This window comes from Spirochaetota bacterium (assembly GCA_038043445.1).
Lineage (GTDB): Bacteria > Spirochaetota > Brachyspiria > Brachyspirales > JACRPF01 > JBBTBY01.
On record JBBTBY010000017.1, the window covers coordinates 1 to 21518 of the forward strand.

The following is a 21518-nucleotide window of genomic DNA, read 5'->3' on the forward strand; positions in this document are numbered from 1 at the left end:
AGAGGATGATAATATTCTTTGCGCCCCTCTTTGTTTCTCCGCATTTTCCTCTGTCATCTCAGTGGTTGCATTTCTTTTCACGAGAGCTTTTGGGAGTTATTGCAGCGTTGACAAAAGTGGTGCTTTTCATGTATACTGTCCGTAAGTTATCATAATACCGTCCGGGGAAGTATGACACCAGTACGTACCGTTTATATCGGCAGTGCCGCCGTGTACCGGCGATTTGCGCCCGCGATACGAATGTTCACCGACAATGCGCATGCATCGCTCGACGGCATCGCGTTCACCGACGGCTCTTCGCCGGTGGGCAATGAGATAGACCTCATCCATGCCGATGCTTGCGCCATGTGCGATTCGCTTGTGCCGGAAGCGGTATTGAGCGCGGGCGACGCACCGAGCGCAGCCCTCATGGCGATAGAACGGACGATGCATCTGTTCATACTCACCCCTGCCGATTTCGACACGAAGGATTATCGCGCCATCTACGATGCGTATCTCGCCGCAGAGTACATACGGAAGAAAAAGCTCGGCGCTGTCCATTCGCCCATGCTCGCCGATTCCAAGATAACCCTCCTCAAGAAGGTCATGCTTTCCGGGCGTTTGGGAGATGTACAGAGCATCTCCGCACGCGCGGGGGCAGCATCGGCAGCGGAAGTATCCATGGCCGTCTGCGAATCGATAGCGCCCATACTCGCGTTCCTTTCGAACACCGGCAATAAGCTCGATTTCCGGTTCAGCACCATGAAGCGCACGGGGAGCGGACCGGTACCGCCGGCATCGCTTTCCATTTCGGGCGACGGCGCCGATGTCTCGCTCGAGATAGAGCCCTCGAACGCGGAGCTCTCCGTGACCATTGCCTCTTCGCAGTCCACTGCGGTCTGGCGCGAGAACGATCTCACCATATCCCACGGCAACGGGTTCAAGGAGCATTACACCTACGCCGAAACGGATACCGAGCGCACGCTCAAGTCCATCGGTGGTTTTTTCGATTTCATATCCCATCGCTCGCCGTATGTACATTGTCCCCTTGAGGACCTCTACGCGCCCATGCAGATGCGCGACGGTCTTCATACGATATCCAACGGCGCTGCGATCGCCGAACTCTGACGCATGCGCCGATTCCTATTCCTCGCCATTGCCGCCGGCATGTATCTCCTCTCCTGCACCGCAGGAAATACCGTGCGCGATACGCCCGGCGATGAGGGCTGGCTTGACGAGAGCACCTTCCGAGCGATCGGCATCGGCTACCCCGACCCCTACGATACGACTCGCGATGCCAAACGGAAAAGCGCACTGCGTGCCGCACGTGAGATAGCGCTTGCCGCCATCGAACTTGCGCTCACGAAGAACATGAACACAGACAATGCGCTGCGCATGCGCACGTTCATTCAGACGAACGCCGCCGTAGTGAAGCACATGGACCATGAGGACGGGCACATCGAGATAATGCTGGAAATATATCAGACCGGGCTCAGATCGATCGTCATATCGGGCAACGCCGGGGCGCTCCCGTGAGAGAAAAAAAAGCGTCCGATATTACGTTCACGGAGAGCGTTCCCGCCGTAACATTATCCACCGGCTTCGTAACGCTTACGCGCCTCCTCGCGCAGAACGTGTACGATGACGGCTCACGCTCGAAGCCCTACCCCTGCGACATCATCACGCGCCCGAAGCTCGACGCGGTCGCCGTGCTCCCCTATATCTTCCGCGACGGTATCACCAATATCGTATTGCGCAGTTCGATACGCCCCGTCGTCCGCTATCGCGAAAAAGAGATCGACGATGCCGGGCAGTTCGCATCCATCGATTTCATCGAGATACCCGCTGGGCTCCTTGAAGAGAAGGACGGCAACGGCGAAGAAGGGATACGGCGCTGCGCGGCACGCGAGCTTCTCGAGGAGACCGGTTATGCCGCGGACGCACGATCGATAGAAACGCTCGGCAGCGGATACTATTCATCGCCGGGGCTTTTTACGGAGCGGGTATACCTCACCGCGGTCGATATCACCGATGTGCAGGCGGGAACAATAGAAGGAGACGGTTCGCCCATGGAAGAAGCGGGAAGTCTCGTCACGGTACCGCTCGCCGAAGCGCTTACGTGGTGCATGAGCGGAAAGATCGCCAACGGCGCCACCGAGATAGCATTGCGCAGATTCGCCGCACGCCGCATGTCCGTACCCGACGGGGAGCGCATCACCGCGGTACTGCAGAACCGCTTCGCGCGCATTTCCGAGGAATTGGGAAGGATGAAACGCGAGCACGAGGGCTACAATCGCCTCATCCGTGAATTCCAGGCGAACGTAACGCATGAGCTCAAGCACCCCATCGCGAACATCATGGGATACGTCAACCTCATCAAGAAAGGCAATCTTCCGGACGACATACGTGAGAAGGCGTTCTCCGTCATCAGCGAGAACATCGCGAAGATGTCCAAGGTGAGCGAGAACCTCATCGCGACCGCGCTCTCCGGCGACGCCATCGAGAACAGCAACACCGTGTTCTCCCCCGCCGACGAGATCGCCTCCGTCATAGCCGAGGCGAGCTTCCTCTACGATCCGTCGACCGTCGGCATATCGGTGACGATAGAGCCCGGCGTTACGCAGCTCATCGGCGTCCGCGAGCGATTCCACCTCATCGCCGACGGCATCATCACGAATGCGCTCAAGTTCACCCGCGAAGGAAAAGTGGCCGTCTTCGTCCGCGAGGTCACATCGATGGACGGCACCATCGATTTCTCGCCCGATCTTTTCAATTATCACTCAATGAAGGATATCCGCCCGTTCGAAATAGAGCTCGCGGTGGCCGATACGGGCATCGGCGTGCCCAAGGCGAAGATAAAATCGATATTCAAGCCGTTCTATCAGATAGACTCCGGCTTCGACCGTGAGTACGGCGGCATGGGGTTAGGCCTTTTCGTCGTCAAGAACATCGTCGATGCCATGCAGGGGACCATAGACATCGAAAGCGACACGGGTCGCGGGACGACGGTGCGGGTGAGGCTGCCGTTGGGGAAAGTGACGGAGTAAGGGCGCTTCGCGCCGCGCCGAAGAGAAAGGGGCATTTTTTCTGCACTTCGCGACGGCACGCGGCTGCAAAACCAGCCGCGGCATCCATGCCGCGGCTTCGAACCGTCCACGCGACATTTTCATACAGTGATGCGTCCTACAACATTGCCACCTGCTTTTCATTCAGATCCATGGACTACCTCCTTGTAGCGCATGGACGGAATCGTTTTGCATCCGCGCGCCGCTCGCTCCGTGCATGAAAAAATGTTGGGATAGAGAAGACCGATATTTTATTCTTTTGTTGTAACATCAAAATCAATAATGACGACAGATTTTTATTGACACCATAACGCGACCTCCCCCTCTCTCACATCCCCGTGAGAGAGGGGGAGCCCCGAGGGGGTGAGTGTTCCCCTACCGCTTCGCCCCGATGCCGAATTCCTTCCAGCTTTCCTTTTCCATTTCAAGCTTCACGGCTTTATTCGCCTCGCTCATCATCTTCTTCAAGTCTTTCATTTTCGCTTTCAGTTCGGCGGTCTTCTCTTTCTCGCGCGCCTTGAGCGCCTCTTGTTCATTATCAAGATTGCGCGCATCGTTCTGAAGGGCATCGAGTTTCGACGTGAAATCTGCCGATATTCCCCGTTTCGCCACGCGGGCGGATTGCGCCTTGAGCCCCGCAGCCATCAGTTTTGCCGCGTTGATCTCCGACGCGTACGATTTCGACTTTGCCATACCAGTACTCCTTTTATTTATCGCCTCCGTAGAAGCGTTATTAGCAATTTCCATCGTTTCTCTCCCCCTGTTTATCTGGATTCGGCTGAATCCATGCGGATTTGCCCGAATCCATGTTGCTCATGACATGATCCATGTGGATATGCTCGTTATCCATCATGCTTACGGCATGATCCATATGGATTTACCGCCAATCCATTTGGATCGATCTTCTGTCCATGTGGATATGTTCGTTATCCATCATGCTTGCGGTATGATCCATATTGATCTGCTTAACATCCATGTGTCATACGATATTATCCAAAAGAGCATTTTTATATCCGCATGTGCTTACCACCCCGCCTAAGTGTATCAGGGAACAAAACGCTTGGCGACAACGATTATCCGACCTCTCTTAAAATCTCATTGCCAGCCCGAGCGAGAAATCCTTCCCCTCCACATACGCCACCATCGGTACGACTGGAACGCTTGCCTGCGGAGCATCTTTCAGCAAGAGCGCACGCTCGAGCATGTCGTTGCAGGAACCGGCGTAAACCCAGGGGGATTTCCCGCGAAAGACATCCGGCGCATTACGCATAAAAAATGTCATTGCAATTCCAGATTCGAAGTCTGCACCGCCCCAATTAGATCATTGTTAATTACATTCGTCGATACCGTTAATTTTATTGTGCTATTCGAAGTATTGTTTTTATATATTTTTACATACACAAAATTTAATTGAATAAATGACCCCGAAGTATATTTCACTGTACCTCCATAATATGGGTTGAGATTCACATATCCAGTCTCAGCTTTAATCCAATTAGCTGCATTTACTTGCGTCTTTGTCCCAGACATAAATGTCACATCATTTCCCGACCAGTTTGAACCCACCCATGAACCATCACATAGAACATCTAGTCTCAAGTGACCATTGACCAACTCGAGCGGTACAGTTGGCGGCGTACAGCATAGCGCAAGCATTACCGCAGTGACAGTTGACACCATTATTAATTTTGTTTTCATCATACACTTACCTCCATAGAAAAGTTATTAACAGCACGGCATTGCCGTGATATTATCTGAAACAATTCTGGATAAAAAAAATTTTGCCGTAAATATCGCAAATGCTCACGAACAGTCCGTATCCTTACGTGTGATCCGCGGTTTGTATTCTGGAATATTTCACGCCAAGCCCGCGAAGCCACCAAGATTTTATTCCTTTGCGTCTTCGCGCCTTCGCGTGAAAAATTTATTTTCTTATTGTTATTGTCTAAGGAAGGAAGGAAGGAAGGAAGGAAGGAAGGAATTTTCCAACATACAATACCCGCTCATCCGTACACTCCGTCAGTTGAGATCGTATCCTATCTCATGAACAAGGGCTGACTTCGTTGCCTACAAGCGGAAATATAGCACAAGCCGGATAAAATTGCAAATAAAAATATCAACACATGTTATCAACACATGTCTGCGCTCCCCTTCCCCTCTCTCACATTCGTGCAACATGGATGTTGCAGTCGGCGCGAGGCACGGATGCCGATTTGCGCCGAACCGTGAGAGAGGGGAAGGGGCCGGGGGATGGCGTGCGCCTGGACGGCGCAGCTGGCGCGAGCCATGGATGGCGACTCGCGCCACGGGTGAGTGTCCCCCGCGCCTGCGCAACATCCTCATACCGAAAAGCAATTTTCACGGTTGCGCGAAATTCCGGGACGATATACCATTACCCCAAGGCAAGCGGCTATTCATCCGCGGAGGAAATATCATGAAAACCAGATCTTCGTCACTATGCGTTTCGATCACTGCACTTATCGTCATGCCATTATCGCTTTATTGCGATACGATCGTTTTCCAATGGAATGCGATCGACCGGATAGCGAAAAAACCGGTCATCATCTCGTCCGAAGCGCTGGCTGCCCAGCCATCAGCGGGCATACTTCCGATGAGCGTATGCTCCACGAACACAGGGGCGCCGATCGTGTTCATGGTCGGACCATCGGAGAAGGACGCCCACGGTATCATCCTTGCGCCGACGTCACCCCTCACCGTCGGCTCGGGAGAGGAAGTACGTTTCCGAGTGAATGCGATGAACGCGACGGGGACGAACGGATGGAAGAGCATTGGCTTCAACGTTAAGAACGACAAGTACACAGTGGGTTTTAACTGCAACCCGGCGGCGGGAACGTTCAAGCCGCAGGTCACCGTATCGACATTTTCACCGACGTATAAGAGCCATTGCGGTGTTACGCCACTCGTTTTTCCGTGCACATTGCGGATACAGCGGATCGACGGGAAGTTGCGTTTCGGCATCGACACAAAACTGCTTGTCGAGATAGCAGAGAGCGCGGGACCGTGCACGAGCATAGCGATCGATACCGTGCTTCAGAGCAGGAACGATGCGGCTGCCGTCGAGATCGTCGGGGTGAAGATAGCGAAGGCCGTCGATCTCTCGATGCAGTAGGCCATTTCTCTCACCAACTCCCGGATGCCCCGCCCCCGCCCGATCGTCCGCCGCCGCCGGAATAGGAACCGGAGCTCGATGAGCTTGAGCTGCTTGAATCGCTAGAGCTGCTCGAATCACTTGAGCTGCCCCCGCCGCTGGATCCGCCGCCGCCGAAGCGGTTTAGAAAAGCGATGAACGCGTCGAGCACTCCGGTAGGCAGGCCGAACTTCTTCAGTATCCATCTGAGAATACCCGCGACAATGCCGAGTATTCCCGCCAGGAACACCAGGAATATCAGCAGAAAAAAGCCCCCGCCGAACAGCACAAAGATGCCCTGCACGATATCGCGCCATTTGAACTTCCAGAACGATCGTTTCTTCGGGACCTGCTTGCCCGCCGGCCCGCGCTGAAGAATATCGGTTATCGCTGTTTGAGCGTTCAAGATCGCCGTCCTGTAACGACCCGCAGCGAGATGAGGATCTACCCATGTCGACAACAGTATGATTTTCGATTCATCGCTGAAATAACTCTGGTACGCGTCACCGGAATACAACCACGCCTCCCGCTCTTTCTCCGCGATGAGACAGAGGATAAGGCTTTTCTCATGAGCGGCATCCTTCTCTTGAGCACGCCATTGTTTTACGACACTATCGGTGCTTACGCGTATCGATGCGCCGTTCAGCGTCTTCACTGTTACGAACACGACCATCGGTCCCCGATAGCGGAGCCCTGCTAATGCAGATTCCATCGCCGACCTGTCATCCGCATCGAGCATGCCTGCATTATCGAGGATATGGCGAAGTACCGGCTGTATCCTGGCACGAACGGTATTCGTCAAACCGAGCACGGTATATATCTCATCGACACCGACGATGACCCCTTCATCATAACGAATCTTCTTGAATGACGGAATTATCGCATCGCGAATGATGCGGGACGACTCCGCATCGGTGAGCAGCCCCTCGAGACCATACCCCACCTCTATGCGCACCTTGCGGTCTTCCTTCGCAACGACGAGAAGCACGCCATTATCCTTACCCGCCTGCCCGAGTTTCCAGCGATTAAAAACCGTTTCGGCGTAATCTTCTATCGTTACACCGTTAAGGGATCTCACCGTAAGCACGACGATCTGATGTGTGCTGTCTCGTTCCGCACCGGTGAGCGAGCTCTCAAGGAGGCGTCTGTCCGCCGCCGATAATATCCCCGCCTCATCGTTCACATGTGCCTTGAGGGCAGGCACCTCTATCGCAGAAAAAACCGATGCCGACCATAATGCAAGCAGCACCATGACTCGAACGATCATGTATTCGCTCCCTACCCCACAAGCCCCGCATACAACAACGGCAACATTATCTCATGATGCCCGACGAAATAATATCCCGCCCCGCTTTTCGCCGTAGGCCGTGATACGATGTTCATCGACGGGCGATAGTGCACGTTCATATCGAATACCGCGGTGGTGAAATCGGTCACCGGCCCCTTGACATTGCGGGCGATGGTGAGCGCCTTCAGGAACACTTCCGGGATGATGACAGCCGAACCGAAGGTGAGGAATACGCCGCCGCCATGAAGTGACGGTATCGCGTCAGCGAGTTTGAGAAAATCGGCATACGATGCACGCCCGATATCCTCGCCGCGCGCCTCCGGATGCTGATGCACGATGTCGGTGCCGATGGCGACCGCAACGCTCACGCCGATCTTTCTTTTGTATGCATTATAGAATAGCGATCTATCGCGATGGGGAAATTCTCCGTCGGCAAGCATTTTTCCGATGGCACTGCCGAAACCGTCCTGTGCGTTCACAAGCGCACCGTTCACCATTTTCCCGGTCTCTTCCGCCATGCCGAACGTGCCGTCCTCAAGCGCTGCCCCCACATCCTCCGACGTTGCACCGGCATAGGCAAGCTCGAAATCGTGTACTGCGCAGGCGCCGTTGACGACCATATGCGATATGAAACCGCGCTCCATGAGATCGATGACGATGGGATTGAGGCCGCATTTTATCACATGCGCGCCCATGCCGAGTATGATCCCCTTCCCGTTCTTTTTCGCCGTGCGCAACGCATGGATGAGCGCCTTCATGTCTTTCGCCTTAAGCGTATCGGGGAGCGTGTCGAAAAATGCGCTTAACGGCTTTGCGGGGTCGGGGAGATGCGCCGCTTCCTCCGAATGCACTTTGCTCGGCCGCTTCTGTATGGAATAGCGCCGCACTTTCGAAAGGTCCATCAGATATACCCCCAGGTGCGCAGGAGATCGCCGTCGCGCCGCCAGCGGTCGCCGATATCGGTGCGATAGAACATGTTCGGGATGATGATATTCCTCACTCGGCCGTATGCCTCTTTCGACGCATCTTCCATGGTGGCGCCCGAGCCGGTACAGACAAGGACATATCCGGACTGGCCGGTGAGCACCCAGTCGCCTTCAACAAGCTTTATATCGCCGTGATAGACACCTTCGGTCATCGTCTTCTTGAAGATGACGACGGCGCCCTGGGAATAGCGGCGGAACGCGCTCGCATCGTCGAAGGGGAACGGCGGCACGGCGACGACAACGCCGACCTGAAAACCCTTTTTTGTCCGCAGATTCGGCTTCTGCCCCGATGCCAACGCGAAGAAGAATTCACCCCAATTGGAGAGCACTCCTTCCATCTGAATGCTCAATGTCGGATACCCGAAACGCGGCGTGCATTCGAGCGGAAAAATGGTCCTGGGTGTTGCAATGCAGTTGATATCGAAATAGCCGACGAACCCTGACTCGGCGAGACGCGGCGCCATTTTCTCTATCGTTTCCTGGATGAGCATGTTCTCCGATGACCAGAACATCGATGTGCCCATTTCGCCGGTCGCCGGCCCGATATTATCGTTGAACATCTTCTTATGCTCGAAATTGATGCAGGCGGGAAAAACGAATTCCTTGCCGTTGAAGAACGCGCCGATGGCCACCTCAACGCCGCTCGCGAATTTCTGGAGCTGGAACGTCTTGATCTGCTTCGCCCAGCTTTTTTTATAGCGTTCGAGGATGGCGACCACATCGTGCCCGTCATCCTCCTGCCCGACGTACGAAAGCACTTTATCGCTCTGCGCCTTTCCCGAGGGCTTGACGACATAGCGATCAGGGTTCTCGCGCACGTACTTGATGGCCTCTTCAAAATCGGTGAAATTGCAGAACGGGAGCACCGTGAGCCCGGCCGCCTTCATCTCCTGCTGTCCGAAATCGCGGTCGTCTTCCAGTTTATCCGCGTACGCGGTACCGCCGACAACGGGCTTCCCGTCCTTGCGCAGCCGCTCGGCGTCGCTCCCGAAATCGGAATCATCGAAGATGACAAGATCGGCCCACGGCACCGTAAGCTTCCAATCGTCGACCTTTTCCACGAAACCGTCGGATACATCCTTTTCCGACTTCGCTTCGATGAAATATTTTACGCTGTGTCCTTCTGAGATGAGCTTCGCGCAGAAATCGCCGATGCAGCCGACGCGGGATACGCAGAGTATCTTTTTACCGGTCGGAGCGCTTTGTGCAGGCACCGTCTTTCCGTTCTGATCACCGTTCGTTTGTGGCAATCGATCATCCTCACTTCATACTGTGTTCACTATATCAGATGAACACGCCTTCGTCAATGATATTTTACGCCGAATCCCTCACATGAGGATAAAGAAAACCACTGAGGTCACAGAGAAAATGGAGGAGAGTATAAAAAACGGACAAAGCAGTTCCGTCATACAATATCATCTAAAAGTACCATCTCTCGTACAACCGAATCCTACCGGAATATAATGCTTTTCTGCTATGGCATCGCCCCCGCCCTTCGTACTATTGAGCCACAACATTGCACTGCAAGGAGAACGACAATGGACAGACAATTCTACATCGATATGGCCGAAAGCGGATTGCGCATGCCGGTGGGCACCCATCTCGTGCTGCATGAAAAAAAACACCCGGCGTCCATAGTCGTGAACGGCGAGGCGCTCGGACGCGTCATGGAAGAGACCGCAGAACGATTCAATACACCGCTCGCCATCCCCGTCATGGACCTCACGATAGAAAAAGAATCGATACTCTCGCATCGGGGCATCGCTGAAAAGGATATACCGACATATCATTTTACCGAACTGCCGTCGCCCATGAAGATCACCGACGATGTGCTCCTCTCGCACCCGCGTTTCGCGGCGAACCTCGGCGCGCTCAGATACATCTCCATGAACACCAAGCTTGTGCCCGTCGGCATGTGCATTGGACCGTTCTCGCTCACGACGAAGCTCCTCGCCGACCCCATCATACCCATCTATCTTGCCGGGAGCGGCATGACAGGCAAAGACAGCGATGAAGTAAAGCTCCTCGATGCCGCGCTCGCCCTCGCGAAAGCGGCGGTGCTCGCATCGGTAAAGCTCCAGGTCGCTGCCGGTGCGAAAGCGATATTCCTCTGCGAACCGGCGGCGAACCTCGTCTATTTCTCGCCCAATCAGCTCAGCGGGGCGCGCGATGCATTCGACCGCTATGTGATAGAACCCAATCTCGAGGTACGCGAAGCGCTCAGGAAGGGCGGCTGCGACCTCATATTCCACGACTGCGGCGAGCTCGTCCCCGCCATGGTGAAGAAATTCGCCGTCCTCGACCCCGCGATCATGAGCTTCGGCAGCCCCGTCAAACTCTGGGAAATGGAGCCGTTCGTACCGAAAAGCACCGTGATATTCGGCAATCTTCCGTCGAAGAAATTCTACTCGGACGCTGAAGCGAGCGTTGAAAAGGTCGTAGCACTTACGCAGGAGATAATCGCCCGCATGACGCCGACGGGACACCCGTTCATCGTCGGCACCGAATGCGATGTGCTCAGCATGGACGGCTTCGTGGACATCATCAGATCGAAGGTCGATGCGTTCATGTCCTGCGATGCTGAAGCCGGCGAAAAGACGGCGTAGAAAGTCCGAGTTATCGTGCAATAAAAAACAAATTTTCCGGGTCAGATCCCCTGTCCTTTGGGCGCCCTCGTCCGTATAGTATACCCATCATGACGCGAGGTGCTCCCATGAAACCATTCGAACCGGATTATCAGCATGTCGTCGATGCGGCGTACAACCGCGAACCGAAGCGGCTTCCGCTCTACGAACATATCGTGAACATCGGCTCAATGGAAGCCGTGCTCGGCGAGAAGTTCGGCCTGTTGGCGGCCGGGAACGCCGCGGATAAGCGTGAATTCTTTCGCCGCTACACCGGGTTCTGGCGCAGCATGGGATACGATACGGTATCGTACGAATGCGGTATCGGCGGGCTCATCAACGGAGGCAGATCGATCACCGGCAAGGAGCCCGGTCCGATACAGAACCGCGCCGATTTCGAGCGGTATCCCTTCGACGGGCTCATCGAGCGGTATTTCGAACGATACACACCGCTCTTCGACGCGCTTACGGACGTCATGCCCGCAGGGATGAAACTTATCGGAGGGGTCGGCAACGGCGTGTTCGAGATCGCACAGGAATGCGTGCGCTTCACGGAACTCTGCATGATCAAGGCCGACGACCCCGCGCTCTATGCCGATCTCTTCCGAAAGATCGGCGATGTGATGTATACGATATGGTCGCGCGTCCTTGACCGCTACGGCGACTCGATATGCGTGGCTCGTTTCGGCGACGATCTCGGCTTCAAGAAAGCGACGCTCCTTTCGCCCGATGACATACGTGAACACATCATCCCGCAGTACCGGCGCATCGTCGATCTCGTCCACTCGCACGGGAAGCCGTTCCTCCTCCATTCCTGCGGGAATCTCCTCGGGGTGTTCGACGACATCATACGTGAAGCCGGCATAGACGCGAAACATTCCAACGAAGATGAGATCGCGCCGTTCTCAACTTGGGTGAACAATTACGGGAAACGCATCGGGAATTTCGGCGGTGTCGATCTCAATGTACTCGTGCTGAAAAGCGAGCCGGAGATACAGGCGTATGTCCGTAACACGCTCACACTGGCCAAAGGGAATGGCGGCATGGCGATCGGCAGCGGGAATTCAATTCCGGAATACGTGCCCGCGGCAGGATATCTCGCCATGGTGAATGCAGTGCGCGATTGGCGCGGCGACTTTAATGAGCGGACCTAGAAAACGAATTTCTCGTCCGACAGCCTTCGCTCTATCTCAGCGAGGATCCTCGCTTCGTCCTTCTCACCCTCCGCATCGAAGGTCACGGTGAACCGTACGAAACGGCCGACATCGTCCCAGGGCACCGACGATATGAGCTTTTCGCGGATGAGGTATTGCGAGAAATCTTCCGCCGTGGCGAATGTAAGCCCTGACGCAGTGCGCTTGGGCGCCTCGACATAGAGATAGAACGTCCCGTCGGGCATCGACGCCTGAAAGCCGATCTTTGAAAGGAGCGCAACAAGCTTTTCCATGCGGCGCTTGTACTTCGCCACTATCGCCTCGGTCATCTCGACATGGTCGAGCGCATAAATGCCCGCCTTCTGTATCGCGATGAACTGCCCGGAATCGATATTGTCCTTCACGGTAGCGAATGCGTTGACAAGCAGCGGATTGCCGCAGACGAACGCGAGCCGCCAGCCGGTCATATTGAACGCCTTGGAAAGCGAATGTATCTCCACACCCACGTCCTTCGCACCGGGTACGGAGAGGAATGAGAGCGGCTTGCCCGAGAACGTTATCGCCGCATACGCCGCATCCTGCACGATGACGATGTCGTTCTTCTGGGCGAACGCTATCGCCTTCTTGTAAAAATCGACGGTAGCGTTCTTGCCCGTAGGATTGTTCGGATAATTGATGAGCAGTATCTTCGCGCGCTTCGCGATATCGGAGGGGATACTGTCCAGGTCCGGCAGAAAGTCGTTCTCCTTCAGAAGCGGAAGATTATAGACCTCGCCGCCGAGATATTTCGTATGCGTGCCGAGCACCGGATAGCCGGGCACGGTGAGTATCGCCACATCACCGGGGTTGATGAGCGTGAGCGGCAGCATGGCGAGCGCGGGCTTGCTCCCGATGGAGTGATTGACCTCCCGCGTCGGATCGATGTCGACCCCGTACACACGCTTCATGTACCGTGCGGCCGCTTCCTTGAATTCGGTTATCCCGTTATCAGAATAATATCGGTTCTCCTTCTTTCCCGCTTCTTCGGCAAGACTCTTCACGGTGCCGTCGAATGCGCCCTCGTCGGGCTCGCCCACGCCGAGATCGATGAGCGGGATGTTCGGATGCGCCTTGGCCGCCTCGCGCTTGGCGCGCTTTATCTTCTCGAACTTGTATATCGTCGTGTCCTTGCCGAACTTCTCGCCGCCGATACGCGCGGCGAACAACTTCTGTATGTAGCTTTCCATTGGGTGCTCCTCTCTCTACTATCGCAACAATACATCATTCAGGAAATGCTTACGCGAAGACGCGAAGGCGCAAAGGGATATCGGATCGCCGCCACTGACGACCTTTCCCTTCAACGTTGCGTCTTGGCGCCTTGGCGTGAGATTCTTTTCTTCATGTATCATTAATCGCTCAACACTATTGCAGCAGACGCTTTGCCAATCGTTCACTATTATCGACCGCCCGCATGAATTCTTCGTCCGAAAGTCCCGCGCCGAGGCCGACATCCATGCGTGCCCGCTCGGTGAGGAATTCGCCGGGGCGGTGGCAGTCGCTGTCGATGACAAGCTTTGCGCCGTATTTTCGCGCACATGCGGCGACATGACCGTTCGTTATCGAATGGCCTTTTTTATACGTAAGCTCAAGATGCACGCCCTTTTCCGCGGCGCGGCGTACATCATCCTCGCTGATAAGCCCCGGGTGCGCAAGTATATCGACCCCTGCTTCTATGGCGGCGCGATTGGTCCCTTCCGCCACCGGTTCGGCACGCGTTTCCCCGTGCACGACAACGAGCGGGAGCTTCATCGCACGCGCCTCGCGGACGAGTGAGGCGATCTCATCGGGGGGCACATGCGTCAATTCCGCACCGGGGATGATGACGATGTCGGGAAAATACTTCTGGCTCTTTCTCGCAAAATCCATGATGGTCGCCGCCGTCCCTTCGAGCAATGCGGAATCGACATGATCGGTGACGCCGATGACGCCATATCCCGAAACGACCGCATGGCGCACTAACTCGGCCATAATAAGCGCGCCGTCACTGATAATGGAATGTGTATGCAGATCGATGATTTCACGCGCCATACGATGCTCCGCTCTCAGGACATGACCAGTGCCATCACGATGGACACCACTGCGATCGCTGCGACCGCAATACCCGCATACCCGACATATTTCCAGACGTTCGACTTTCCGCTCGGTTTTCCCGGATCGGAGGGCTTCACTTCGCGCGGTGTTTCGGCGAGGTCCGCGGTGGCGGTCAATATCTTCAGCGGATCGACCTCTTCGATCTTTCCGAAGAGATTCTCTTCCAATGACACATAAATGACCACGCGCGGCAAATGCTTCTCCACCTTCTTGACGATAGCGGGGATCTTCGGGTTATCTGCCTTGTACTTCCCTATCATCTTCCCGAGATAATCGAGCCCGCGGGGTGAGTTGTCGGAAACATGCACAAAAATGACATCCCCCTCGGATATCTGATAGATGATGACGCCCTTCACCGGGCTTAAGATAGGCTTGACCGATATAACGGCCCCGGTCACCGGCGGCGGTTCCGGCGCTGCGGGTACAACTTCCGGCTGAGGCGCCTTCTTGCCGCTCGATTCCGTTTCGGAAAGCTTGTAATCGACGAGATTGACGCTCTCCGATGCGGCGTCCACGTCGAAATTCTTGCTCCCGTACGCGGCAAGGAGTATTGACTCCATGATCGTCTTCAGCTTCTTGTCGGAACGCGTATCGACATATTTTGCGAACTCATCATGCGAAACATTGGTGACGTGTTCAGTGAACACCTTGGTGCACTTATTGAGGAGCTCATAACTCGTCCTTCCCGAAATAACGAGCTGCTCTATCCCGTGCTTGTAATCGCGCCAGCCCGTATGCGGGGACAGCGACAGAAGGGACTTATCCTCGCTCACCGCGCTCGCAATGTGCATGAGCATCTTGTTCGGGATATCGTAGAATATCGTCACACAGCCGACGATATGCAGATTTATCTCGTTGAAATTGAGCCGGACGTTGAGCACATCCTTCGATTCCGGGTTCATGAGAAGCCGCGCCTTGGCCTGGTCACCGCGGGCAAGCTCCAATGCCTTGGAATAGCGTTCCGCCTCGCGGGCGAAATTCTTCGCGTTCTGATCGAGCGCCGCCTTATTGTCCGGCTGTACAGGATTCTTTTCCATCCTAAGCTCCCGTGCCCATCTGGGCGAGGATATCGCGCGTTATCTCGAGCGTACGCACGTCGTTCTCAACGTTCACCAAGGGCTTACATTCCCCCCGAATACAGGCGATGAAATGTTCTATCTCGAGCTTGAGCTGATTATCGCGATGGATGAACACGCGCTCAATGGTCGATTCCTGCCGGTAATGGATGCCCTCGCGGACGCTCACCTTGCTTTCGCTCGATGCCTGCCGGTGTATCTCCATCTCCTGCGTGGTGTAGTTCAGAAGGAAATAGGCATTATCCTCCGATATGGACAATGTCCGAAGCTTCTCCTGCGTTATCCTGCTCGCGGTTATGGATGCTATACAGCCGTCGAAATCGATGACGACGCTCGCGACATCCTCATGTGCACCGAGCACCTTCACCCCGGACGCGCTCACACGCTTGGGCGAACGATCGACGAGATTGAGCACGATATCGATATCGTGGATCATGAGGTCGAGAACGACGCCGACATCGCGGATTCGGCCGGTGTTGGGGCCCAGCCGATGCGCTTCAATGAGCCTTGGCTTGGTTATGATGCGCCGAAGCTCCTGCACCGCGCCGTTAAAACGCTCCACATGCCCCACCTGCAGGATGAGCGAGCGCTTTGCCGCTTCGGCGACCAACTCACGCGCCTCTTCCACGGTACGTGTCATCGGCTTTTCTACCAGAACATGCAGGCCGCGCGAAAGCGCTGCCAACGACACCTGATGATGATATTCGGTCGGCACCGCAACAATGACGGCATCCGCATTAGAAAAAAGCTCATCGACCGAGGGATATGAATTCGTCTCATAACGCGCAGCGGTCGCAGCAGCATGCGCCGTATTCGCATCGTACACACCGGCGAGCTCGACGGACGATATCTGCCGTATCACGTTCACGTGATAGGTGCCCATATGACCGACGCCGATAACGCCGATCCTGAGCTTGCCTTCATCCCCCGTGTTCATTTTCATGGAAATTCCTTATCGTTTCGCACTGTTCCGGCATATGCCACGCGGCAACGCCATGTATCTTCTCGGTTCGAACATTGTATCGCAGGAAGTGAAAAATGTAAATCGTGAGGGATCGATCGAACTTATCGCCCTTCCACTATCCGCTGAATGGCCGAAACGGCATCATCGATCGTCCCCTGCCCGGTGTCGACAACGGCATGTGCGGCTTCCCTGTAGTATGGCATCCGGCGTTCAACTACCGTGCGTACCTCATCCTTCATCGGAAGACCGGTGAGCGGCGGCCGGTCCGTCCCGTCGATACGCGAAAGCAGCGTTTCAACGGATGCCGAAAGATATACGGTGAACGCTTTTCCATGCAGAAGCGCGCGATTATCGGGCGACTCGACGATACCGCCGCCGGTCGCGATGACAACGTTCGTTCCTGTAAGCGACGCGATAAGCGCTTCGGATTCCTTCGTACGGAAATATGCTTCGCCGCGCTCCCTGAATATCCGTGCTATATCCCCGCCCTCTTGTTCGCTGACGACGGCATCCGTATCGATGAAGCGCCACCCGAGCGCATGCGCAAGTGCAACGCCGATGCTTGTTTTCCCGCTGCCTCGATAGCCGACGAGCGCTATGCGCGCGGGCATGCCGTCATTACCCATTGATCCGCGGGGAATGCTTACCATACATGCACTTCAGCACGGACTTCACGCTCGCCAGTCCGCTCTCCCCGAGGTCTTGGAACACCAGGCCCATACGGTAGCATTTCTCGAATTTTATCTCTTTCACCCAGATGACGCGACCGCGCAGGAGCAGCGGACCGCTCTGCCCCGGGGACAAGAGCGTTATCTCGACGATGTCGTTCAGCGCGAACTGGCGCTCCGCCTCGAACGACAGTCCGCTCACCGATATGTTCACCGTATGCGCCATCTTGACCACGGCGCCCTCGAACGTATAGACAATATCGAGCTTCGCATCGTAGCGGAAATGATACCGCCGCTCGACCGAGAAGACATTAAGCCTGTCCTTGCCGGAATACTTCGAATAGTAGAGCGCCTTATCCGATTTTTCGAGCAGCTCCTTGACCGTCGATGCATGCGCAGGGAAGGCCGATATGCCGCCGGACAATGTCACGCGGAGCTCTCGCGGGAATGCGTACGTACGCACCGCGTCGAGGAGGCGATTGCCGAACACGCGGGCGCCCTCGATATCGGTCTCGGGCATGACAATGATGAACTCTTCGCCGCCATATCGCCCAGCGATATCCTCGATACGTATGGAACGCCTGATGAGCCCGCCGATATCCCTGAGCACTTCATCGCCGATGTGATGTCCGTGTGTATCGTTGATGATCTTGAAATTATCGACGTCAAGGAAGAGGAGACAGAACGACAGGCCGTGACGCGAGGAGCGGTTTATCTCACGCTCAAGCACCTCATCGAGATAGCGGCGATTGTAGAGCTCCGTGAGCGGATCGATGAGCGCAAGCTTCGTCTTAAGCTCGTATATCTTTATCTCGACGATCTTCGGGTTCTTGAGAAGATGCTCGCTCGCCATGAAATAATCGAGCAGCGCCACACGAAAACGCATCTTTCGCCCGAGCGTCTTCTCCATGGATTCACGATGGCGGCATATCTCATCATAATAACGCTTGGCCTGCGGCGGATCAACCGAAATGTCGCACAGTATATAGAAAAGATGGGAATACAGTTCCTCGGGAGAGCTCACCGGAAAACGATTGATGTTCTGTATCAGGTTCTCTTCGAACAGCGTATCGTCATTGAGAGCATCGATGATATTCGATCGTATCTCTTCAGTTCTCGAACTCTCGGTGAGCATAAGCGGTCTCCCTCCCGCGAGCGGATCGCGCGCGGGCGTTGCACACGATGACAGTATACCCCACGCCGGTATCATCGTCAAGCGCGTGTGCTTGCACGGCCAAGCACATGTCAGCACGTTGTACACGAGTGAGTGAATTTTTTTTGTAGGTGAAATGCTCTGATCGATTGACGCCAAATTAAGAGGGATAGACACGAATTGCACGAATAACCACGAATAATTCGTGGAAATTAGTGTAATTCGTGTCTGGCTGCTGATTCCGGCCTCATGTAATTATTTCGCTGCGTTACCACAATAGAAAGTCACACACTGTACACGATCTCCTCTTGACATTGCATGGCAGAAAGATACAGTAGCTGAATGCCAAAGCATTTCCATATGTCGATCATTTCCATCATTCTGTCCTTCTCCCTTGCTGCATCCGACTGGCCGACGTATAAGGGAAACCTCTATTTCACCGGGAACAACGACGAGATCATCGTCAAGAACAACAGCCTCAAATGGCTGTTCATGGCATCGAACTATATTTTCAACCCGATCGTCTCCGACGGCATGGTGCTCTTTTCAGATCTGGATAAGATGATCTACTGCCTCGACGAAGAGACCGGCAGGGCGCTTTGGACATTCGACATGAAGGCGTATTCGAGCCGGTTCGGATCGGCCGCAACGGTGGCAGGGAAGGTGAAATACCCGATCATCAAGGACAACTTCCTGTTCCTGTCGGACGCGACCGCGATATACTGCCTCGACAAGAACAAAGGCGCCGTGATATGGGCGCGAGCGGGACATCAGGAAGGCGATAAGAGAACGCTTGTCATCGACAGCATCTATGCCGACCCGATCATTTCCGGCGATAATATATTCTATGGAACACGGAAGAATTTCATCGCGCGTTCAGTGAGGAACGGCCATGTCGTCTGGGCGAACAGCGCGATAGAAAGCTTCAGCGGTTTTCCGAATTTTTACGACGATAAGATCTTCGCCCAATCGCGGGATTTCAAGAAGAACACGTTCTTCGTGTCCTGCCTCGATCAGCGCACCGGCAAAGCGCTCTGGCAGCGGCAGATCGACAATCCGCTCCAGATATTCTCTCCGGTGGTGTATCAGGGGAATGTCTACATGCCCTCGGGCAAGAAGCTCTATTGTCTTTCGCTTTCCGACGGCGCGATCAGATGGCAGAAGGAATATGATGAACCGATAACATCCTGTCCAAGCTTCACGGAAAGCGACATCATTCTCACGTTCGGCAATCAGCGGACGGCGGTGCTCTCTCCGGAGAACGGTGCGATACGCTTTTCGCTCGAGAGCGGGGAAAAGTCATCGCCGCAATCGGTCACCGTGCGCGATCAGATGTATATCGCTCACAATTTCGCGAAACAGGTCGGCGGCAGGGATATGACCTTCACCGCACTGAAGGCGTACACGTTCGGTACGGAAAAACCGCTCTGGGAATTCGATCCGCCATTCCCCGGCGGCGCGTCGCAGCCATCCGCATCCAAAGGTGCGATCTTCCTTCCTGCGGGGAATTATCTCTACGCGGTGGGCACCTACTACGACCGGGCGATCACATTCGGCAATGACGGATCGAGCGATTTCATCTCGAATACAAATACCGCATCGAACACGAACCTCATACGCCAATCGAACATCATTGTGCCGGTGAGAACGAATGAAAAAGCGATAGTTCTCGACGATGTGAAGAAAGGCGAAACCGTCGTCGTGCCGAACATCTATTTTGAGTTCAATCGATCGTACCTGCTCAAACAGTCGATAGAGACACTCGATAACATCGCCGCTCAGCTCAAACGTAATCCGAAGATACAGCTTGAGATACAGGGGCATACCGACTCCGTGGGTGATGCCGCCTATAATCAGACATTATCCGAGAAACGAGCGAAGGCCGTCATGGATTATCTCGTCAAGAACGGCATAAGCCCGGAGCGGTTACGCGCCGTCGGTTACGGGATGAAAAAGCCTATAGCGGAGAACAGCACCGCTGAAGGCCGCGGAAAGAACAGGCGTACGGAATTCCTGCTATTGGAAAAATAGAAGCTATTGACCAATGCAGAACAGATGTTTATCACCGCGGGCGAAGATACGCGTGCCGACTATCGCCGGGGTCGATGACGATCTTTCCCCGAGCGATCCGCTGCCCGCCTCCGCGAATTCCGCGCCAAGCTTCACCGTCTTCGCCGTGCCGTCGTTGGCCGTGCAATAGACATTGCCGCCCGCCGAAACAGGGGATGCATAGAATTCCGCATCGAATTCCTGATGCCAGAGTTTTTTTCCGGTCGCGATATCGTAGCAGTTCGCCGCGCCGGATGCGTTGAGCGTCACGACGAATTGACCGCTCGCGAGTGCGCTTGACGCATTGGGCAGATCGTCCTCGCTCGCCCATTTCTTCACGCCGCCGGGAAAGCTCATGGCGGTAAGCGCTGAGAACTCGGCACCGGCAACGATGATGCCGCGCGAAAACCCGGCTGACGGCGCCACTTCGCCCGAAAGACATGCATGCGAGAACACTATCGATCCGTCGGCGACGGAGTATGCGACCACCGCAGGATTCGCCGTGAGCACGACCGCTTCCCGCCCGCCGGAAACGACGATGATGGGAGACGACCACGATGCACCGAATTTCCGCTGCTTCGACCACACGGTCTTGCCCGACGCGGTATCGAGCGCATAGAGCACGCCGCCCGCTTCGCTGTCTATCTGAACGAAGAGATACCGATGGACGATGAGCGACGATGAATAGCCGTAATTGTTCTCCGGTACGCCGAATGAGCGCGACCATATTTTCTTCCCGCCCATATCGACGGCGATAAGTTCACCGGAAGCGTAGATCGCATACACTCGTTCTCCGTCGACGGCCGGTGTGGATGCCGCATAACCGGTATCATCGGATGCCTCCACTTCTGCCCCGAACGTATCGCTCTGCTGCCAGAGCTGTGTGCCGGTGTCGGCATTATAGCAGTAGAGCGCGCGCTTTGTGCCGTCGGAGCCGGTCACGAACACCTTCGAGCCCCAGACTATCGGCGAGCTTTTCCCTTCGAGCGCCACCGGGGTCTTCCAGCGTATGTTCCTGCCTGCCTTACCATCCCAGCTTGTCACCGGCGTCGCACCGTACGCATTTCCCTGCCCGTACGGCCCGCGAAAATTCGGCCAATGCTTTATAAGAACATCGTACGGCACCGCGGCTGCTGATCTCGCCTTCTCGTTCGTAGCCGTTGCCGCTGCGGCCATGGCAGTATTCGTGACCGATCGCACCTCTGCGGGGACGGCCGTTCTCGCAGGCGCCGAT

At 55.2% G+C, this 21518-nt stretch carries 20 protein-coding genes; 7 read left to right on the forward strand and 13 right to left on the reverse strand.

The genetic code is table 11. The features are described 5' to 3' along the window. The first annotated feature begins 171 nt into the window (after nucleotides 1-171). The 3 genes from AABZ39_02705 to AABZ39_02715 are packed head-to-tail and all read left to right on the forward strand — an operon-like array spanning nucleotide 172 to nucleotide 3026. A complete protein-coding gene (locus AABZ39_02705; protein ID MEK6793660.1) occupies nucleotides 172-1107 on the forward strand; it encodes a hypothetical protein in 936 nt (311 codons plus the stop codon). Nucleotides 1108-1110: 3 nt separating this feature from the next. Beyond that, on the forward strand, nucleotides 1111-1515 hold the full coding sequence (locus tag AABZ39_02710; GenBank protein MEK6793661.1) for a hypothetical protein: 405 nt from the start codon (nucleotides 1111-1113) through the stop codon (nucleotides 1513-1515). Continuing rightward, complete coding sequence (locus tag AABZ39_02715; GenBank protein MEK6793662.1) at nucleotides 1512-3026, forward strand: ATP-binding protein; 1515 nt, start codon at nucleotides 1512-1514, stop codon at nucleotides 3024-3026. The genes AABZ39_02710 and AABZ39_02715 overlap by 4 nt, the downstream gene beginning before the upstream one ends. 393 nt (nucleotides 3027-3419) lie before the next feature. On the opposite strand, the gene AABZ39_02720 is transcribed toward AABZ39_02715, so the two are convergent. From AABZ39_02720 to AABZ39_02730, 3 genes are all read right to left on the reverse strand, one after another. Continuing rightward, on the reverse strand, nucleotides 3420-3737 hold the full coding sequence (locus AABZ39_02720; protein ID MEK6793663.1) for a hypothetical protein: 318 nt from the start codon (nucleotides 3735-3737) through the stop codon (nucleotides 3420-3422). 394 nt (nucleotides 3738-4131) lie between these two features. Beyond that, nucleotides 4132-4314, reverse strand: coding sequence for a hypothetical protein (locus AABZ39_02725; GenBank protein MEK6793664.1), 183 nt, complete (start codon nucleotides 4312-4314; stop codon nucleotides 4132-4134). Nucleotides 4315-4322: 8 nt separating this feature from the next. Beyond that, nucleotides 4323-4745 carry a hypothetical protein gene (locus AABZ39_02730; GenBank protein MEK6793665.1) on the reverse strand — a complete coding sequence of 141 codons (423 nt, stop codon included), beginning with the start codon at nucleotides 4743-4745 and terminating at the stop codon, nucleotides 4323-4325. A gap of 733 nt (nucleotides 4746-5478) precedes the next feature. On the opposite strand from AABZ39_02730, the gene AABZ39_02735 reads away from it, so the two are divergent. Next, nucleotides 5479-6174: a hypothetical protein gene (locus AABZ39_02735; protein MEK6793666.1), complete on the forward strand. Its 696-nt coding sequence runs from the start codon at nucleotides 5479-5481 to the stop codon at nucleotides 6172-6174. A 10-nt stretch (nucleotides 6175-6184) separates the two neighbouring features. On the opposite strand, the gene AABZ39_02740 is transcribed toward AABZ39_02735, so the two are convergent. From AABZ39_02740 to AABZ39_02750, 3 genes are read right to left on the reverse strand one after another with little or no spacing between them, the layout of a single operon-like run. Continuing rightward, nucleotides 6185-7459 carry a TPM domain-containing protein gene (locus tag AABZ39_02740; GenBank protein ID MEK6793667.1) on the reverse strand — a complete coding sequence of 425 codons (1275 nt, stop codon included), beginning with the start codon at nucleotides 7457-7459 and terminating at the stop codon, nucleotides 6185-6187. An 11-nt stretch (nucleotides 7460-7470) separates the two neighbouring features. Next, complete coding sequence (locus tag AABZ39_02745) at nucleotides 7471-8382, reverse strand: hypothetical protein (protein ID MEK6793668.1); 912 nt, start codon at nucleotides 8380-8382, stop codon at nucleotides 7471-7473. Next, a complete protein-coding gene (locus AABZ39_02750; GenBank protein ID MEK6793669.1) occupies nucleotides 8382-9716 on the reverse strand; it encodes a phosphoribosylglycinamide synthetase C domain-containing protein in 1335 nt (444 codons plus the stop codon). The genes AABZ39_02745 and AABZ39_02750 overlap by 1 nt, the downstream gene beginning before the upstream one ends. 288 nt (nucleotides 9717-10004) lie before the next feature. Here AABZ39_02750 and AABZ39_02755 point away from each other — a divergent pair, with 288 nt between their 5' ends. Together AABZ39_02755 and AABZ39_02760 are read left to right on the forward strand one after the other, a co-directional pair. Next, the gene (locus tag AABZ39_02755; GenBank protein MEK6793670.1) at nucleotides 10005-11072 is read left to right on the forward strand and encodes a uroporphyrinogen decarboxylase family protein; all 1068 of its coding nucleotides are present in this window, start codon (nucleotides 10005-10007) and stop codon (nucleotides 11070-11072) included. A gap of 107 nt (nucleotides 11073-11179) precedes the next feature. Continuing rightward, the gene (locus tag AABZ39_02760; protein MEK6793671.1) at nucleotides 11180-12244 is read left to right on the forward strand and encodes a uroporphyrinogen decarboxylase family protein; all 1065 of its coding nucleotides are present in this window, start codon (nucleotides 11180-11182) and stop codon (nucleotides 12242-12244) included. Here the strand turns inward: AABZ39_02760 and AABZ39_02765 are convergent. The 6 genes from AABZ39_02765 to AABZ39_02790 all read right to left on the reverse strand — a co-directional run bounded on the left by AABZ39_02765 (nucleotide 12241) and on the right by AABZ39_02790 (nucleotide 18292). Beyond that, the gene (locus AABZ39_02765; protein MEK6793672.1) at nucleotides 12241-13470 is read right to left on the reverse strand and encodes an LL-diaminopimelate aminotransferase; all 1230 of its coding nucleotides are present in this window, start codon (nucleotides 13468-13470) and stop codon (nucleotides 12241-12243) included. The genes AABZ39_02760 and AABZ39_02765 overlap by 4 nt on opposite strands. Nucleotides 13471-13645: 175 nt before the next feature. Next, nucleotides 13646-14311, reverse strand: a complete 666-nt coding sequence (locus AABZ39_02770) for a histidinol phosphate phosphatase domain-containing protein (protein ID MEK6793673.1) — start codon at nucleotides 14309-14311, stop codon at nucleotides 13646-13648. 14 nt (nucleotides 14312-14325) lie between these two features. Beyond that, complete coding sequence (locus AABZ39_02775) at nucleotides 14326-15411, reverse strand: hypothetical protein (GenBank protein ID MEK6793674.1); 1086 nt, start codon at nucleotides 15409-15411, stop codon at nucleotides 14326-14328. A 1-nt stretch (nucleotide 15412) separates the two neighbouring features. Then, complete coding sequence (locus AABZ39_02780; GenBank protein MEK6793675.1) at nucleotides 15413-16393, reverse strand: Gfo/Idh/MocA family oxidoreductase; 981 nt, start codon at nucleotides 16391-16393, stop codon at nucleotides 15413-15415. 122 nt (nucleotides 16394-16515) lie between these two features. Then, entirely contained in the window at nucleotides 16516-17064 is a 549-nt protein-coding gene (locus AABZ39_02785) for a shikimate kinase (GenBank protein ID MEK6793676.1), read from the reverse strand. Then, nucleotides 17033-18292 carry a diguanylate cyclase gene (locus AABZ39_02790; protein ID MEK6793677.1) on the reverse strand — a complete coding sequence of 420 codons (1260 nt, stop codon included), beginning with the start codon at nucleotides 18290-18292 and terminating at the stop codon, nucleotides 17033-17035. Before AABZ39_02790 ends, AABZ39_02785 begins: the two co-directional genes overlap by 32 nt. Nucleotides 18293-18595: 303 nt before the next feature. On the opposite strand from AABZ39_02790, the gene AABZ39_02795 reads away from it, so the two are divergent. After that, the gene (locus AABZ39_02795; protein ID MEK6793678.1) at nucleotides 18596-20266 is read left to right on the forward strand and encodes a PQQ-binding-like beta-propeller repeat protein; all 1671 of its coding nucleotides are present in this window, start codon (nucleotides 18596-18598) and stop codon (nucleotides 20264-20266) included. Between the two features lie 3 nt (nucleotides 20267-20269). On the opposite strand, the gene AABZ39_02800 is transcribed toward AABZ39_02795, so the two are convergent. Continuing rightward, a partial coding sequence (locus AABZ39_02800; GenBank protein ID MEK6793679.1) for a PQQ-binding-like beta-propeller repeat protein occupies nucleotides 20270-21518 on the reverse strand: 1249 nt, incomplete at its 5' end.